This is a genomic window from Clostridium sp. C2-6-12 (assembly GCF_009928485.1).
Classification (GTDB): domain Bacteria; phylum Bacillota; class Clostridia; order Clostridiales; family Clostridiaceae; genus Clostridium.
Map to the genome: position 1 here is coordinate 12,120 of NZ_JAABNP010000024.1, position 17,083 is coordinate 29,202.

Here is a 17,083-nt window from a genome sequence, read left to right on the forward strand (position 1 = left end):
AAATAATTTTGAAATACCTTTTTCTTATAAATAATAGAAAATCATAATTAGAAATTGCCAGCATATACTATATGGAATAAATATATGTGGAGGGAATATAGGGGTGGCACATAGTAAATTGTATAGAAATTTTATAATATTACAAGAAGATGAAAGAGGATATTCTCATTCTAGTGATAAAGTATTATCTGGATATGCTAAAGTTGAAGCCAAAGGTGATAAGTGTAAGATTTCATTTTATGCTCAAAACCTTAAACAAGAAGATAATTATTCAATGGTACTTATTTGCTGTAAAAGAGATTTGAAGCAATTGATTGACCTAGGTCCTTTGTCCATAGACGGAGTAGGAAAGGGAGATACCGGAAAAGAATACTATGTTAACAACATAGCTGGACTTGGTATATCCTATGACAAAATATCTGGTGCAGCTATCTGCAAAGCAGGTGATAATGGACCTGAGTTTGTAATGCATGGATTTATGAATGGAGAAGATTCTACTGATAACTGGAGAAAATATAAGATGGTTAAAGTAGATTCAAAAAAATACATTAATAAATCAGAGGTGGAATCTAAGAAAAAAGAAATTTATAGTTCTGATGAGGGCAAGAGAGATGTAATTTCAAATGACAACAGTTTAAAATCTAAAATAACGGAAACACCTAAGTCAGAAATTATAGCAGATGGAAGTAAAAAAGAGGTAAGCAACCTAGAATCTAAAGAGAACATAGCTGTAGAGGGTTCTGATGGGGATAGTTTTAATTTAGAACATAAACAGCAAAATAGGGTTCCAGAAGAGCAAGAAAACACATCTGAAGTTATAAATGTTTCTGATGATAGACACAAGTGTAAGGAAGATAAAAAATGTGATAAGCATCATGAATGTGAAGAAGACAAGCATGATAAGTGCGAAAAAGCAGAAAGTATAGAGGAGTCTATAATTAAATTAGGCAAGAAATTAGATTCTTATCATGGAGTCATTGATTTTAAAATTAATAATATACATGAAGATGTAACAATTTATGGATTTATAAAAGATAAAAATGATTGTGACTGCAAGTGGAAAAAATTTAAGGTAGAAACAATTAAGTGTAGATTTGAAGAAGAAAGAGAAAATGATGATTTCAATTATGTCCCATTTAATTCAAGAAAAATAGAAGAAAATTTTAAACTTGATGGGTTAAATAGAATGGATAGATTAGATATTATTGATTTTGATGAATATGAAAATGAAATTAAACAAATGGGAAAAGTCAATGGACCACAAGCAGGAAATGGAATGATGAATGAGGCAAAAGAAACTCCAAATCAAATGAATATGGCAAAAGGTAATCAAATGAACAATGAAACTATTATGCCGACAACAACAGAGAATATGGTGCAGCCTAAAAAAACTCCGATTGAGCAAACTACTCAAAATCAAGTTGAGCAGCCTACTGCTCCAACACAACAGTTTAACATATCTGGAGAAATAGGCTTATATTTTGAGAAGATTGCAGAAGATTTTGAACCATATGAGAGTTGTTTATCAGACATAAATTATTGCAAGTTATATAAGATTAATGTATATAGCATAGACCAATTATCCGATGATTCTAACTATAACAAATACACTTTGGCATATTATCCAATGCTTAATTATTATCCTTATATTAGCAAAGAAGGACATTATTTGTTAGGCTACAAATGCAATAAAAATGGTGAATTGAAGTATATCGTTTATGCAATACCAGGTGATAAAGAAAAAAGCTGTCAGCCATATGGAGGAAGAACCGGATTTGTAACTTGGACTACTGACAAGAAAAATGGTAAGGGATATTGGCTAATGTTCTATGATTTTAAAAATTCATCAATTGTAATACCAACAAAATAGGACAATAAAATTATTATGAATAAAAAACAATTAATAGTTACATCAATATTATTATCACTAATGTTAATATTAGCCATAACACAAAGATTTTTTAAACAGGAATTTGAACAAGTGGTACTTATGGATCAAGGAATTAGTGATTTTAAAGAATATAAGTTTGAAGAAGGAAAGTATACCATATCCTTACCGAGTGCATGGATTATAGACGAAAAGAAAAGTGAAGGACAGTATGTAAGTTATAAATTAAATTTTAAAGATAAGAATAATAAACTTAGTGGCTTTATGGAATTAATAAATACTAAAACAGAATTAGGAGTGTTTGCAGAGACAGATTTAAATAATCAGTACTTGGAATATTATAATTCTCAAATAATGCCTTTTAAGAATCCGAATAATTCAGGGATACTAGTGCAATATGATACATCAATAAAAAACGGATATAATTATAAAAATGAGTGCTATTACTTAAATTTAGAAGAAGGAAAAACTATAAAGGTATTATTTAATATTAAGGAGAATTCTTATAAGGAAAATATGAAGAGTATATTTAACACTATTATATCTAGTATTAAGATTTCCTAGGAACATAAAATATTAAATAAGCAGGTGTTAAAGGCAGAATAAATAAGATTTGCTAATAATAAGGATAAGTATTATAATTTTAAGTGTCAAGGAGAAGCGAGACATTAGCTTCTCCTTGATACTTATTTGGCGTTTGGAGGAAATTTATGAAGATTATTTTATTTGAGATATTTGGAATTCAAGTAAAGAGTTATGGACTGATGATTGCAATTGGTATAATTGTTGCTGCTGCATTATTTATAAATAAAGGAAAAAAGAAGGGCTTTGATGAGGACTCGTTATTGAATTTGATTATTTTTGCAGTAATAGGAGGCGTTCTTGGAGGAAAGGGATTATTTATAATAACTGAATTTAAGGATATCTTAAAGGATCCAAGTATATTGACTAATTTTGGATATGGCTTTGTTGTTTATGGTGCTATAGGCGGTGGAGCATTAGCTATGTATTTATATTGTAGAAGAAAAAAGTGGAGTTTAATTGAAATGGTAGATATGACAGTGCCAGGACTTGCTATAGCCCAAGGGTTTGGAAGAATTGGATGTTTTTTGGCAGGCTGTTGTTATGGAGCAGAAACTTCTTTGCCTTTTGGAGTTGAATTCCCTGAAAATTCCCTTGCACCATCAGGAGTACATTTACATCCAACACAAATATATTCTTCTATATTTGATTTTTCACTAGGGTTTATCCTATTATATTATAGTAAGAAGGAAAGAAAAAATGGTCAAGTTGTGGGATTGTATTTGATTATATATAGTATCGGAAGATTTTTGGTTGAATTTTTAAGAAATGATCCTAGAGGAAATGTTGGATTTCTTTCCACTTCACAATTTATAGCAATATTTACTTTGGTGTTTGGAATTATTATTTTTAATAATCAAAAGATTTTTAAAGGAGCGAAGAAAAGCATTGAGGAATAGCAAATTTTCAATTATAGTTTTAGCTTTATTAATAACTACAAGTACTATGCTTTCAGGCTGCAATTTTATTGATAATATACAAGTCAAAATGAAGTTGAAAAATGAACAATTTGAATATATCAAGCAAAACAGGGTAGATAAAATCATAATACAAAATGTAAGAGATAGTGGCTTTAGATTTGTAGTTACTGATGCTCAAGCAATAAATGATATTTATAAGATATTGGCTGATGGTAAAGAGGTTACTAAGAGAAGTTCTCTTAATCCAGACTATGTATTTGATGTATATATAGGAGAAGAAGTAAAGAAATATCAATATGTGGTTGGAGACAATGAACGTGATACAGGTAATTTCTATGATGATGATAAAGCATTTTCGGTACCAAAGAATTTAGAAAATACTATAATGCAAAATCTTTCATTTATTAGAAAACCAAGAAATTTTGAGTATATATATTATCAATCCATATTAAAAGTTATTCAAAACAAAAAGGATGCTTTATCTAAGTTGAATAAAGTTGGTATAGATATAAATAGTGATACTGATTGTTTAAAATATGTATTTTCAGTTGATTTAGAACAATTTAAAAAGAATTTAGGTGATACCTTGCCTAATTCAGCTTTAGTAAATAATAATTCTGGAGATTTTGATGCAGTGATTAAAGTTAAAAATAGAGGGTATAACAGTACTATATTTAAAACATTAATAACTATAGAAAATAAAAATGATAAGTCTTCTGATCGTTATTATATAACGGCAGAATATAATTATAAGGATTGGGACATTAAGATAAGTGAACCTAATAAGATGCCACAAGGTTGGTAAGACATAAGGAGGATTGTAAAAATGAGTTGTGAAGATTGTAAAAGTAAAGATACATGTCAAACTAAAGGACAGGGATGTGGAGAAAGTCCTAAATTAGAACCTAGATATGGAAAGATTAAAAATGTTATAGGAGTTATCAGTGGAAAAGGTGGTGTTGGTAAATCAACTATTACTGGAATTATGACAACTACTTTAGCTAAGAAAGGTTATAAGGTAGGAGTTTTAGATGCAGATATTACAGGACCATCAATGCCAAGATTTTTTGGGATTAATGATAAAAGAGCTATGATTGTTCCCCTTGGGAATGATATGGTTAAATTTGAACCTGTGGAAACAGAGAGTAAAATTAAAGTGATTTCTATGAATCTTTTAACTGCAGTAGAAGATGATCCAGTTATTTGGAGAGGTCCTGTTATTACAGGTGTATTAAAACAAATGTTTATGGAGACTAATTGGGGAGAACTCGATTATCTTCTTATAGATATGCCACCAGGCACTGGAGATATAGCATTAACTGTAATGCAGGAATTCCCTATTGATGAAATTGTAATTGTTTCTACACCACAAGATATGGTATCGATGATTGTTAAAAAAGTTGTTATAATGGCTCAAAAAATAGGTGTGAAAATTAAAGGTGTAGTTGAAAATATGGCATATATAAATTGCCCAGACTGTGATAAAAAAATAAGAGTATTCAGTAGAAAGTCTTCGGAAGAGAATGCTGAATATTTAGGGATACCTTTATTAGGAGAACTACCTATTAACATTGAACTTACTGAAGCCATAGAAGAAGGAAAAGTTGAAGAATATGTTAGGGAAAATTCATTGTATTCATTAATATTTGATGGATTATACTAAAATATATTTATTGGTGTTTTTAGTATTAATACTAAACTAATTTTTGATAAATTATTTTTATTAATATGTTTAATTGATCTCTGAATATTTGCTTAGTTAAAATAATGTATAGTTAAATTATTTTGTTACATATACATACTTATTATTTCTTGGGAAATAATAAGTATGTAATTTATTTAGAGAGGATTGATTTACTATGAAACCAATTGTAGATAAGGATACTTGTATAGCATGTGGATTATGCCCATCAATATGTCCTGAATGTTTTGACATGCAGGATGATGGTAAAGCTGGAGCAATAGTTGATGAAGTTCCAGATGAAGCTGTAGATTCAGCAAAAGAAGCAGAAGAAAGCTGTCCAGTAGATGCAATAACTATAGAAGAATAAAGTTAATAAAAATAGGCTTGATATTTGCATTAATGCATTTACCAAGCCTATTTTTATTTGATTTATTTAAGAATTAGCAGATGCAACATCTGTTGAAGAAGCATAAATTATTCTATCAACAGGAAGTGCAGCTAAAATTACTAAACATATAATACCTTCGATTCCAACCATAGGTCCGTTAACAATTAATGAATAGACCACAGGAGACATACCTTCAGGAGCATATGAACCAAAGAAGACAACGCCTGAAATAAAGTGGCACAAAAATCTTGCCAATACAGCTATTGCTGTACCGAGCATTCTTTTATCCTTAAACATACCAGCAAGTCCAAGAGCCATAAAAGGTAAAGGGTAATCGAATAGTACTTGAACTGGATGTAATATATATGGATCCATAATAAGTGTTATTATACCATAAAGAAATCCAGTTAAATAACCAACCTGGGACCCATACATAAATGCTATGAGTAATATAGGTATCATACTACCTAAAGTTATACTTCCGCCTTGAGGGAAATGATATAGTCTAAGCATTTTTAGTATTGTAGCGAGTGCTAATGCTATACCGATTCTGGCCATTAATTGAGGTGTAAAACTGATTTTTTTAATCTTAATTAAGACTATAAGAAGTAATACACAGCCTATTAAAGTGATGATAGACATTGGATTTGCAATTATATCCTGAATGTTTTTCGGAAATTTTTGAAATAACTCAGAAAATTGTGTTGCCCAATCATTAAAAATTGACATGAAAAAAACCTCCTTCTAATTGTGCTCGGAGATTATCAACCAAATAAATAGTAGAAAAATTTTTACAAGGTTGCATTCCCTACGCTAGAATTATCTAGATCAGGTTTAAAGGGTTTATGAATATCAAATCTCAGCCTATTGGCTCCCCTAGCACTTTATTAGTATATTTTATACTTATTGTTATAAATAGTCAATTATGTTATAGGCATTAAATTTATTATTTTTATTATTTGAGCAATAACCTTGATTAGTTTCATTTAAATTAATTGTATGATGAGTTTGAGGATTATAAGGAAGTTTATTTGATGAGGTTATAAAAACATCATCATTACTATTAACGATAACAGCATCTTTATAAGTTGAATCTAAAATAAAATCTTTCATAATTTAAAATCATTCCTTTCAAATAATAAAGATTTGTTTAGTTAATAGTATTTACTTATAATAAATTAAGTATGCATATGAAAATATTAAAAAAGCGAGTATATTTTAGCTCGCTTTTTTAATTAAATTTATTTATTTTAATATTAGTCTAATTTTTGAACTATAAATCCAACAAGTCCAGGACCAGTATGAACTCCTAGTGTGGGTCCAATTGACCCACCTAAATAGCATTCAATTAGATTAGGAAGATCTCTTATGGCATCATATAGCATTTTAGCTTTATCTGGAGCATCTCCATCCATGATCCAAACTTTACATCTGCTATTTTCTAAATAAGGCTTTAATAAAGTCACTAATCGAGATATAGATTGCTTCATGCCTCTTATTTTACATACTGTATGATATACTCCATCATCACCTACAGTTATGATTGGCTTAAGATTTAGAGTATCTGCTATTGTTCCAGCAACCTTGCCTATTCTGCCGCCTTTAATAAGATATTCAAGGGTATCTAAAGTGAAGAATACATCAATTTTATTTCTATATGAAGGTAAGATTTCTAATATTTCTTGAAAAGATTTTCCTTCATCAATTAATTTTTTGGTTTCAATAACCATTGCACCTTCAGACATTGTTAAAGTCATAGAATCAAAAACAAAGGTTTTAATTCCCAATGTATTTTCTGCTGCTACTCTTGCTGAATTATAACTTCCTGAAATTCCACTTGATATAGTAATTATTATTGCATGTGTATATCCTTCACTTATAGCTTCTTCTAGAGCAGAAGTAAACTTTTCTACACTAGGGAGTGAAGTTGTAGGAATTTCTATTGGTAATGCATCATAAAGCATTTTTGGAGTTATGTCTATTCCATCATCATAATCTCTATCTGAAAATATAATTTTAAATGGCAACATCTTAATATTATTTTTTTTTGTAAAATCAATACTTAAATCGCAAGCACTGTCAGTTATTAATGCTATTCTTTCCATATGTGGCCTCCTAAATTTGAGTAGTATTAAATTAATTATATCATTTTTATACAATTTAGATTATATATATTGTGTAAAAATAATTAAAAAAATACAAATTAAGTAACTAAAGTTTGTTTTTTGAATATAAAATTATTTAATATATTTAACCAATATATTAAGAAGAAATATGTATAAATAAGAAAGTTTTAATAAAAAACAATAAGAAAAATATAATAAATATAGAAAGATAGGGCTTTTGATAAAGTTTATAATAAGTCAAATATATAGAAATCTAGAAAATCAATCAAATTTAAAGATAATGAGACCAAAATCATGATAATTAAAATCTATAGTTATAAAAATAAAAAATTAGAACTATTGCTAAGGAATACCTTATACAGTATAATAAGACGGTATTAATTATACTATATATTGTGCCACGGAGGGAATATAAATGCTATATGTTGTGAAAAGAGATGGTCGAGAGGTTGAATTTAACTCAGATAAGATAGCTCAAGCTATTAAAGGATCAGCTAGTGAAATCGGTTTAAATTTAAGAGAAAGTCAAGTATTAGATACTGTACAAAAGGTAATTACATATATCGAAGAGGAATATAAGAAAACAATAACTGTAGAACAAATACAGAATTTTGTAGAAAAAGCATTAAAAGATGAGGGTCACAAAGATATAGCAATAGCTTATTCAGGATATAGACAAGAAAGAACTAAAGTCAGAGAAATAAAATCAGATTTAATGAAAGCTATAAGACAAATTGGAGTTGAGACTGATAGAGATAATGCAAATGTAGGAAATAATTTCAGTTCTAAGCTATTAAGAATAGCTTCTGAATCAAATAAATGGAATACACTAGCTATAATGCCGAAGGGGTTAGCTAAGGCACATGAAACAGGAGATTTATATTATCATGATTTAGATAGTTATAATTTAACTGTAAATTGTCTTCATATTCCAACTAGAGAAATATTAGGAAATGGATTTAATACAGGATATGGAACAATTAATGCTCCTAGAAGAATAGAAACAGCTGCTGAGTTATCATGTATTTTATTACAATCAACTCAAAATGATATGTTTGGAGGGCAATCACATCCAGACTTTGATAATGATATGGCTATATTCGTAAATCCAACTAGAGAAGAAATAAAAAGAGAATTAGAAGAATTAGAAATATCTCAAGAAAAAATCGAAGCCTTGGCTGAAAAGAAAGTAAGAAAAAAAGTGCAACAAGCGATGCAAGGAGTTGTTTACAATCTTAATACAATGCACTCAAGAGCGGGATCTCAAGTTCCATTTAGCTCAATTAACATCGGATTACCTGAAAATGAAGATGCTGCATTAGTATGTGAAGTTTTTCTTTTAGAATATGAAAAAGGATTAGGTAAGGGAGAACAGCCTATATTCCCAAACATAATTTTTAGAGTTAAATCAGGTGTTAATAGAGAAGAAAGTGATCCTTATTTTTACTTATATAAATTAGCTTGCAGAGTTGCTGCAAAAAGAATGAATCCAACATTTATGAATATTGATTCTGATTTTAATAAAGAATATTATGATCAAGGATATGTTCCAGCAACTATGGGATGTAGAACGTATCTTATGAAGAATGTAAATGGTGAGCCAGGCTGCAAAGGAAGAGGAAATATAGCACCTACTACTCTTAATTTACCAAGAATAGGCTTACAAGCTAAAGGTGATTTAGATAAATTCTTTGAAATATTAGATTCAAGATTAGAATTAGCAAAGGAGTCTTTATTGCATAGATATGGTGTATTAAAGAATTTAAGAGTTAAGGATTTACCTTTTGTTGCAGGTCAGAAGCTTATGAAAGGTGCTGAAAACTTAGGACCTGATGACTCTATAGAACCAATCTTAAAGCAAGGTACATGGGGAATCGGATTTATAGGGCTTGCTGAAACGTTAGTAGCTTTAGTTGGTAAACATCATGGTGAGGATCCAGAAACTAGAGAATTAGGTGTAAAGATTGTTGAATATATAAGAGCATACACAGATAGACTTACAGAAGAACATAAATTAAATTGGAGTTGTTATGCAACACCAGCAGAAGGTCTTTCAGGTAAATTTATAAAACAAGATCAAAAAATATTTGGAGAAATAAAAGGAGTAACTGATAAAGAATACTATACAAATAGTTTTCATGTTCCAGTTGCCTATCCAATATCTATAAAGGATAAAATAGATATTGAAGCTCCATACCATAAACTTTGTAATGGTGGTCATATAAGCTATATTGAGGTAGATGATTCACCAAGTGAAGAAACAGTGATGGATATAATAAATTATGCATACAAGAATACAAACATAAGTTATATGGGTATTAATTTCCACATAAGATATTGTAGGGATTGTGGAACTTATCTTCATGAAAATCAATCTAAATGTCCAAAGTGTGGAAGTCAAGATATACAAGGAATATCAAGAGTTACAGGATATTTAAGCTTAGATGAAAGATTTGGTGCTGGAAAGTACCATGAAAGAGAAGATAGAATATCTCACACAGGAAATCATGAAAATCATTATTAAAATCTTTTATATTCATATATAGTTAATAAAAATATAAATAATAAATAGGTTATCTTAGAAATAATTAAGGAATTATTTTAATTCAAATGGTTATTTTTAAGGTAACCTTTTAATGTAATTTGGTATAAAAATTCACTTTTTTGATTATAATGTATAATTACTCATTTTACTGCCAGAAAATAATATGTTCTAATTAGATAAAGAATTAAACAGATGTAAGATGGAACTCTAAAATTTAATTCATCAGGATATTGCAATGTTAGGAAAAAAACTTGCAGGAATAGCATTTATTTAATGGCAAATGACCAGTTTTTATGAAATATGTGAAGGAGAAGTGCTTATTTGTTGCAAAAAAATAGTAATAATACTTGTCTACACTTAAGCTAATGTGATATTATTAAAGAAGGCTTATAATAATGAAATTTTATTATTAAAACTATTATTTAATATGCAATAAGTTAATAAAAATAAATGGAGGGATTTTCATGGCACTTAGTAATTTAAAAAATGATAAAAAAGTTACTATTGTAGATACCACTCTTAGAGATGGGGAGCAAACAGCTGGGGTGGTTTTTGCTAATGCAGAAAAAATAGTAATAGCAGAAATGCTTAGTGAGTTAGGTGTTGACCAATTAGAAGTAGGGATTCCTACGATGGGTGGAGACGAAAAGAAGGCTATAAAGGAAATAGTAAAAAGAAATTTAAAATCTAGTATAATGGCATGGAATAGGGCTGTAGTAAGCGATATAGAACAATCTATAGATTGTGGAGTTGATGCTGTTGCTATATCAATATCTGTATCAGACATACACATTCAGCATAAACTTAAGACTTCTAGAGAATGGGTACTAGAAAGCATGGTTAAGTCTGTAGAATATGCTAAGAAAAACGGTCTTTATGTATCTGTTAATGGGGAAGATGCATCGAGAGCAGATAAGGATTTCTTAGTTGAATTTATAACTGCAGCTAAACAGGCTGGTGCAAATAGATTTAGATATTGTGATACAGTTGGAATTAAAGAACCATTTGGAATTAGAGATGATATTAAATATATATATGATAAAACAGGATTTGATATAGAAATGCATACACACAATGACTTTGGAATGGCAACAGCTAATGCAGTTGCAGGGATAAAGGGTGGAGCTACTCATGTTGGAGTAACAGTGAACGGTCTAGGAGAAAGAGCAGGTAATGCAGCTTTAGAAGAAGTTATCATGGCATTAATGCTTGTTTATGGATATAAAGGCGAAGAAATAAATACTAAAATGTTCAGAGAAGTTTCTGAATATGTATCAAGAGCATCAGGAAGAGAGCTTCCTATATGGAAAGCAATAGTTGGAACAAATATGTTTGCACATGAATCAGGAATTCATGCTGATGGAGCTATAAAGGATCCTAAAAATTATGAAGCATTTGATCCAGCAATAGTTGGGCTTGAAAGACAAATCGTTATTGGAAAGCATTCTGGAAGAGCAGCGGTAGTTAATAAGTTTATGGAATATAACATGGAGCTTACTGATGAGGAAGCTTCAGGAATATTAGAGCTTGTAAGATCTACTTCCGTTAGATTAAAAAGATCTTTATTTGATAAGGAAATAGTTCAACTATACAAAGAATATCATAGACAGTTAGATGAAAAAAATGCTTAATAATAGGGGGATAAAAAAGTGGGCGATAATTTAGTTTATAAGATCTTAAAGAGTCATATTGTTGAAGGAGAATTAAAGGCAGGAGAGCCAATTGCGTTAAAGATTGATCAAACTCTAACTCAAGATTCAACAGGAACAATGGCATATCTTCAATTAGAAGCTATGGGAATTGATAGAGTTAAGACAAAGAGATCAGTTGCTTTTATAGATCATAATATGTTACAACAAGGTTTTGAAAATGCTGATGACCATAAATTTATTCAAACAGTTGCATCTAAATATGGAGTATATTTCTCAAAGCCAGGTAACGGAATATGTCATCAAATCTTTTTAGAAAGATTTGCTACTCCAGGAGATACTTTAATAGGTTCTGACAGCCATACTCCAACAGCAGGTGGTGTTGGAATGTTAGCTATGGGAGCAGGTGGTTTAGACGTTGCTTTAGCTATGGGGGGCGGAGCTTACAACATTAATACTCCGAAAGTAGTTAAGATTGAACTTACTGGAAAGCTAAATAAAATGGTAGCTGCTAAAGATGTTATCTTAGAAGTTTTAAGAATATTAACTGTTAAAGGTGGAGTAGGAAAAGTATTTGAATATGCTGGCGAAGGTGTTAAAACACTTTCAGTTCCAGAAAGAGCTACTATAACTAATATGGGAGCAGAACTTGGAGCTACAACTTCAATCTTCCCAAGTGATGAAAGAACTTTAGAATTCTTTAAAGCACAAGGAAGAGAAGAAAATTGGATAGAATTTAAACCAGATGCAGATGCTGTATATGATGAAGTAGTAACTATTAATTTGAGTGAATTAACTCCACTTACAGCTAAGCCACACAGTCCAGATAATGTAGCTAAGGTTAGTGAAGTTGGTAAGATTAAAGTTGACCAAGTAGTTATAGGAAGTTGTACTAACTCTTCTTATGAAGACTTAATGAAAGTTGCAAAGATATTAAAAGGTAAAAAAGTACATCCGGATGTCAGCTTAGTAATAGGTCCTGGATCAAGACAAGTTATGGAAATGATAGCTAGAAACGGCGCTTTAGGAGATATAATCAGCTCAGGAGCAAGAATACTTGAAAATGGCTGCGGACCTTGTATAGGAATGGGACAATCACCAGGAACTGATGCCGTTTCACTTAGAACTGTAAATAGAAATTTCTATGGTAGAAGTGGAACTCTATCAGCACAAGTATATATAGTAAGTCCTGAAACTGCTGCAGTTTCAGCTATAAATGGAGTTTTAACTGATCCAACAGAAGTGGATATAGATTTAACAATAGATATGCCTAAGGAATTCTTAATAGATGATTCTATGATTTTAGCACCAGCACCAACAAATGCTGAGGTTGAAGTTGTTAGAGGACCAAATATTAAACCATTCCCAGTAAGTAAGCCATTAGCTCAAGAATTAAATGGTAAGGTGTTAATAAAGGTTGAAGATAACATTACAACTGACCATATTATGCCTTCAAATTCGAAGTTATTACCATTTAGATCGAATATTCCTTATCTAGCTGAATACTGTTTTAACACAGTAGATACAGAGTTCCCTAAGAGAGCTAAGGAATTCAACGGTGGATTTATAATTGCTGGAGGAAATTACGGTCAAGGTTCAAGTAGAGAACATGCAGCGCTTGCACCATTATACTTAGGTGTTAAGGCTGTTATAGCTAAGTCATTTGCAAGAATTCATAAGGCTAACTTAATTAACAATGGAATAGTTCCAATGGAATTTAAGAATGAAGCTGATTATGATAGCATAGATTTAGTAGATGATTTAAAGATGGAAGATATTAAGGCAGCTTTAGAAACAGGCGTAGTTAAAGTTAAGAACTTAACCAAGGGAACTGAATTTGAAGCAACAGTTGATTTAACAGAAAAAGAAATCGCAGTTATTAAAGAAGGCGGAAGACTTAATTACGTTAAAGCAAATGCTTAGCAGTTAGTGTTACAAAGTCATATTTAAGCACAGGAGTTCATGTAAATTTGAATTCCTGTGTTTTTTTATTTTAATTTAGGTTAATATTACTAATAGTCATATGGTAAAATATTATTATCAAATGAATCTTTTAAATGGGGGGATTACAATATGAACCTAAGTGAAATAATAGAAGATATAGCTAAGAAATATGAATTACATTCTATTGGCATATTTGGTAGTCGTGCAAGAGGAGATTACAGGGAGGATTCAGATTTAGATATCTTTATAATAGGAAATTTAACTTTGGATGATGAGCTATCACTAGAAGCCGAACTAGAAGAAATATTGAAAATCAATGTTGATATTGTAAAGATAAGTGAAGATAGTGATAAGATATTGTTAAAGAATATTATAAATGATGCTTCCATTATCTATAGTAAAAGTAATTCCTTTGAAAATTTATATAAGTTTGTAGAACGTTTTTTTATAGAAAATAGTGATTTTATTCATATAAGAAAGGTTGATTTGCTTGATTAATAGAGATAGAGTTTTAAAATTACTTAGAGATTTAAAAGAGTGGCAAAGTGATTTTATGGAATGTACAAAATCAGTTGAAAATTGCAATAATGATATAAAAAAGATTTTATACCATAGTATAAGAGCATATTTTTTAGATTTTCATATATTATGTGAGGATTATATTTCAATAAGTTTAAAAGATTTAAATAAATATAAGATAGATATATCAGCAATAGAGGGAATGGAAATAATCAAAGATTCCAATAAAATAAGTGATGAATTTTTTGAATTTTACAGTAAATCTAGAAGGTTAAGAAACAGGCTTGCCCATAGATATAAAATGCCAAGTGACGAAGAACTTCTTGTAAATTTAAAGAATAATTTTGAAGGTATAAGTGAATTGGAGCGATCAATTAAAGAACTAGTAAGGTAGTTGTTTTAAAGGTTAAAAGTTTTACGAAGTATTAGAAAGAGGTCAATATAATGGAAAGAACAATAAGATTGTCTGGAATAGCATATGAAAGCTTGGTCAACGGACCAGGAATGAGAAGAGTATTTTTTTCTCAGGGGTGTAAGCATAAGTGTAAAGGCTGTTTTAATCCAGATACCCATGAATTTAATGGGGGAGAAGAAAGAGACATGGATGAATTAATAAAGGATACCTTAAGTAATCCAATATTAAGAGGGATCACATTTAGTGGAGGAGACCCATGGGAACAAGCTGATAAATTTGCTTATATGGCAAAAGCCTTTAAGGAGAATGGACTAGATATTTGGAGCTATACAGGGTATACCTTTGAATATATTATAGAAAATAAGGCTGAAAGGTTAGGTTGGAATGACTTATTAAATAATATAGATGTTCTAGTGGATGGGAAATTTGAAGAAGATAAAATGCAGGATGGACTTAAATTTAAGGGATCAACTAATCAAAGAATAATAGATGTAAAAGAGAGCTTAAGACTAAATAAAATTATTATAATGGATTTATAAATATGAGAGGGGAAAATAGTATGATATATTCTTTAGAAAATTCAAGTATCAAAATTACAGCAAGTACACATGGGGGCGAAATACATTCTATAACAAGTAAAACTAATGAAACTGAATATTTATGGGATGGCAATCCAGAGTACTGGAAGTATCACGCACCAATATTATTTCCTATAGTAGGTAAGGTTATAGATTCAAAATATAGAGTTAATGGGAAAAACTATGAGCTTCCACAACATGGTTTAGCAAGAACTTCAGAATTTTCGCTAGTTGAAAATAAGAATGATGAAATTACATTTGAATTAAGATATTCAGAGGATACACTAAAGGTATATCCATATAAGTTTTTATTAAAATCAAATTATAAATTAGAAGAAAACAGCGTAATTGTAGCATATACAGTAGAAAATATTGATGAGATGCCAATACATTTTTCAATTGGTTCCCATCCAGCTTTTTTATGTCCTATAGATAAAAGTGAAACTTTAAATGATTGTTATATTGAATTTAGTGAAGCTGAGAATAGCAAAAGAATTACACTTACTAAAGAGGGATATTTATCAAGAGATAAAGAAAATTGTTTGGAGAATACAAATATACTTAATTTAAATAAAGAATTATTCAAGGATGATGCATTGGTATTTAATGATTTGAAGTCAAAAAAAATGACAATTAAATCAAAGAACTCAAATAAAGCTTTAGAAGTAGATTTTACTGGATTTCCTTATATGGGAATATGGGCACCAAAAGATGGAGCGCCATTTGTATGCATAGAACCATGGCATGGGCATGCTGATTATTATGATTTTAGTGGAGAGTTTTCAGATAAAGAAGGCGTAATTAAATTAGAATTAAATGAAAAGTTTAGTTGTACTTTCAAAGTAACTATTAAATAGAGACAAAAAATTAGTTATTTGTAAAAGAAATAAAATATAATTCTACAATGAATATGTATGGCAATATGTAATTTAGCTATACATATTTATTATTATGAAGATATTTTTATCATATTTGTTGATAATTTAGAAACAGCCATTATTAATTCTGTTAATTTAAAATATATAGAAAGTTTATTGAGTGAGGGAAATAAATTCACAGATTTGAGTGTATTAAAAAAAATTATTCACATAATAGTATGTATAACATAAAAAAATGTGGATAGATGCAATTGGATTGTGGATATTTTTTATCATTATAGAGAAAAAATATAAATGATAAGGATTTATATTGAAGGTTAGGTGAATAAATTTTGATTATAAATAAGGAATTCTATAAACAAGGTGCATTAACATTAGCAAAAGAACTTCTTGGAAAAGTTGTTGTAAGGACTGTTGATAATGTAATTTTAAAAGCTAAGATTGTTGAAACGGAAGCTTATATTGGGGATATAGATAAAGCTTCCCATGCTTATAATGGAAGAAGGACTGAAAGAACAGAACCTTTATTTAGAGAAGGTGGTATTGCTTATGTGTATTTTATTTATGGAAAATACTATTGTTTCAATGTTATAAGCGGCGTTGAAAATAAAGGAGAGGGAGTTTTAATAAGAGCTTTAGAGCCATTAAATGAATTTGATTATCTTGCTCAAAAAAGATTTAATGAAGATTATGATAATTTAACAGAGGCAAAGAAAAAGTCATTAACAAATGGGCCTTCAAAATTATGTATTGCATATTCAATAGATAAATCTGAAAATTATATGAAATTATATGAAAACGGAGATTTTTATATAGAAGATGGGAAGAAGGAAGGCTTTGAAATAGTTGAAACGACTAGGATAGGGATTGATTATGCAGAAGAAGCAATATATTTTCCTTGGAGATTTTATATAAAAGGAAATAAGTATATTTCTAAAAAATAGAGGTTTTAAGTCATAAATAACTG

Annotated in this window: 17 protein-coding genes and 1 riboswitch; of the genes, 14 read left to right on the forward strand and 3 right to left on the reverse strand. The window is 29.7% G+C overall.

The features are described 5' to 3' along the window. Positions 1–103 precede the first annotated feature (103 nt). The 6 genes from GXK56_RS18205 (at position 104) to GXK56_RS18230 (ending at position 5,441) form a co-directional block, all read left to right on the forward strand. Positions 104–1,870 (forward strand): hypothetical protein, encoded by a 1,767-nt coding sequence (locus GXK56_RS18205; RefSeq protein ID WP_160690029.1) that lies wholly within the window; start codon positions 104–106, stop codon positions 1,868–1,870. 15 nt (positions 1,871–1,885) lie between these two features. After that, positions 1,886–2,452, forward strand: coding sequence for a hypothetical protein (locus GXK56_RS18210; RefSeq protein ID WP_160690031.1), 567 nt, complete (start codon positions 1,886–1,888; stop codon positions 2,450–2,452). 146 nt (positions 2,453–2,598) lie between these two features. Beyond that, the gene (locus GXK56_RS18215) at positions 2,599–3,369 is read left to right on the forward strand and encodes a prolipoprotein diacylglyceryl transferase (protein ID WP_160690033.1); all 771 of its coding nucleotides are present in this window, start codon (positions 2,599–2,601) and stop codon (positions 3,367–3,369) included. Then, complete coding sequence (locus tag GXK56_RS18220; protein WP_160690035.1) at positions 3,359–4,195, forward strand: hypothetical protein; 837 nt, start codon at positions 3,359–3,361, stop codon at positions 4,193–4,195. The genes GXK56_RS18215 and GXK56_RS18220 overlap by 11 nt, the downstream gene beginning before the upstream one ends. A gap of 21 nt (positions 4,196–4,216) precedes the next feature. Continuing rightward, positions 4,217–5,053: an Mrp/NBP35 family ATP-binding protein gene (locus tag GXK56_RS18225; RefSeq protein WP_160690037.1), complete on the forward strand. Its 837-nt coding sequence runs from the start codon at positions 4,217–4,219 to the stop codon at positions 5,051–5,053. Positions 5,054–5,249: 196 nt separating this feature from the next. Continuing rightward, the gene (locus GXK56_RS18230) at positions 5,250–5,441 is read left to right on the forward strand and encodes a ferredoxin (RefSeq protein ID WP_160690039.1); all 192 of its coding nucleotides are present in this window, start codon (positions 5,250–5,252) and stop codon (positions 5,439–5,441) included. 66 nt (positions 5,442–5,507) lie between these two features. On the opposite strand, the gene thiT is transcribed toward GXK56_RS18230, so the two are convergent. The 3 genes from thiT to GXK56_RS18245 form a co-directional block, all read right to left on the reverse strand. Further along, positions 5,508–6,191: an energy-coupled thiamine transporter ThiT gene (gene thiT, locus GXK56_RS18235; protein ID WP_160690041.1), complete on the reverse strand. Its 684-nt coding sequence runs from the start codon at positions 6,189–6,191 to the stop codon at positions 5,508–5,510. Between the two features lie 58 nt (positions 6,192–6,249). Further along, a riboswitch (TPP riboswitch) is annotated at positions 6,250–6,350 on the reverse strand. 21 nt (positions 6,351–6,371) lie between these two features. Continuing rightward, complete coding sequence (locus tag GXK56_RS18240; RefSeq protein ID WP_160690043.1) at positions 6,372–6,575, reverse strand: hypothetical protein; 204 nt, start codon at positions 6,573–6,575, stop codon at positions 6,372–6,374. Between the two features lie 143 nt (positions 6,576–6,718). Further along, positions 6,719–7,567: a DegV family protein gene (locus GXK56_RS18245; RefSeq protein ID WP_160690045.1), complete on the reverse strand. Its 849-nt coding sequence runs from the start codon at positions 7,565–7,567 to the stop codon at positions 6,719–6,721. Positions 7,568–8,003: 436 nt separating this feature from the next. Here GXK56_RS18245 and GXK56_RS18250 point away from each other — a divergent pair, with 436 nt between their 5' ends. The 8 genes from GXK56_RS18250 to GXK56_RS18285 all read left to right on the forward strand — a co-directional run bounded on the left by GXK56_RS18250 (position 8,004) and on the right by GXK56_RS18285 (position 17,060). Then, positions 8,004–10,112 (forward strand): anaerobic ribonucleoside triphosphate reductase, encoded by a 2,109-nt coding sequence (locus GXK56_RS18250; protein ID WP_160690047.1) that lies wholly within the window; start codon positions 8,004–8,006, stop codon positions 10,110–10,112. Between the two features lie 485 nt (positions 10,113–10,597). Then, positions 10,598–11,764, forward strand: a complete 1,167-nt coding sequence (gene nifV / locus GXK56_RS18255; protein ID WP_160690049.1) for a homocitrate synthase — start codon at positions 10,598–10,600, stop codon at positions 11,762–11,764. Between the two features lie 18 nt (positions 11,765–11,782). Continuing rightward, positions 11,783–13,705 (forward strand): aconitate hydratase, encoded by a 1,923-nt coding sequence (locus GXK56_RS18260; protein ID WP_160690051.1) that lies wholly within the window; start codon positions 11,783–11,785, stop codon positions 13,703–13,705. 150 nt (positions 13,706–13,855) lie between these two features. Beyond that, positions 13,856–14,224 carry a nucleotidyltransferase domain-containing protein gene (locus GXK56_RS18265; protein ID WP_160690053.1) on the forward strand — a complete coding sequence of 123 codons (369 nt, stop codon included), beginning with the start codon at positions 13,856–13,858 and terminating at the stop codon, positions 14,222–14,224. Next, on the forward strand, positions 14,217–14,639 hold the full coding sequence (locus GXK56_RS18270; protein WP_160690055.1) for a HepT-like ribonuclease domain-containing protein: 423 nt from the start codon (positions 14,217–14,219) through the stop codon (positions 14,637–14,639). Before GXK56_RS18265 ends, GXK56_RS18270 begins: the two co-directional genes overlap by 8 nt. A 50-nt stretch (positions 14,640–14,689) precedes the next feature. Further along, positions 14,690–15,199, forward strand: a complete 510-nt coding sequence (nrdG, locus tag GXK56_RS18275; protein WP_160690057.1) for an anaerobic ribonucleoside-triphosphate reductase activating protein — start codon at positions 14,690–14,692, stop codon at positions 15,197–15,199. Between the two features lie 20 nt (positions 15,200–15,219). Continuing rightward, a complete protein-coding gene (locus GXK56_RS18280) occupies positions 15,220–16,095 on the forward strand; it encodes an aldose 1-epimerase family protein (protein ID WP_160690059.1) in 876 nt (291 codons plus the stop codon). A gap of 353 nt (positions 16,096–16,448) precedes the next feature. Beyond that, positions 16,449–17,060: a DNA-3-methyladenine glycosylase gene (locus GXK56_RS18285; RefSeq protein WP_160690060.1), complete on the forward strand. Its 612-nt coding sequence runs from the start codon at positions 16,449–16,451 to the stop codon at positions 17,058–17,060. Positions 17,061–17,083: the final 23 nt, after the last annotated feature.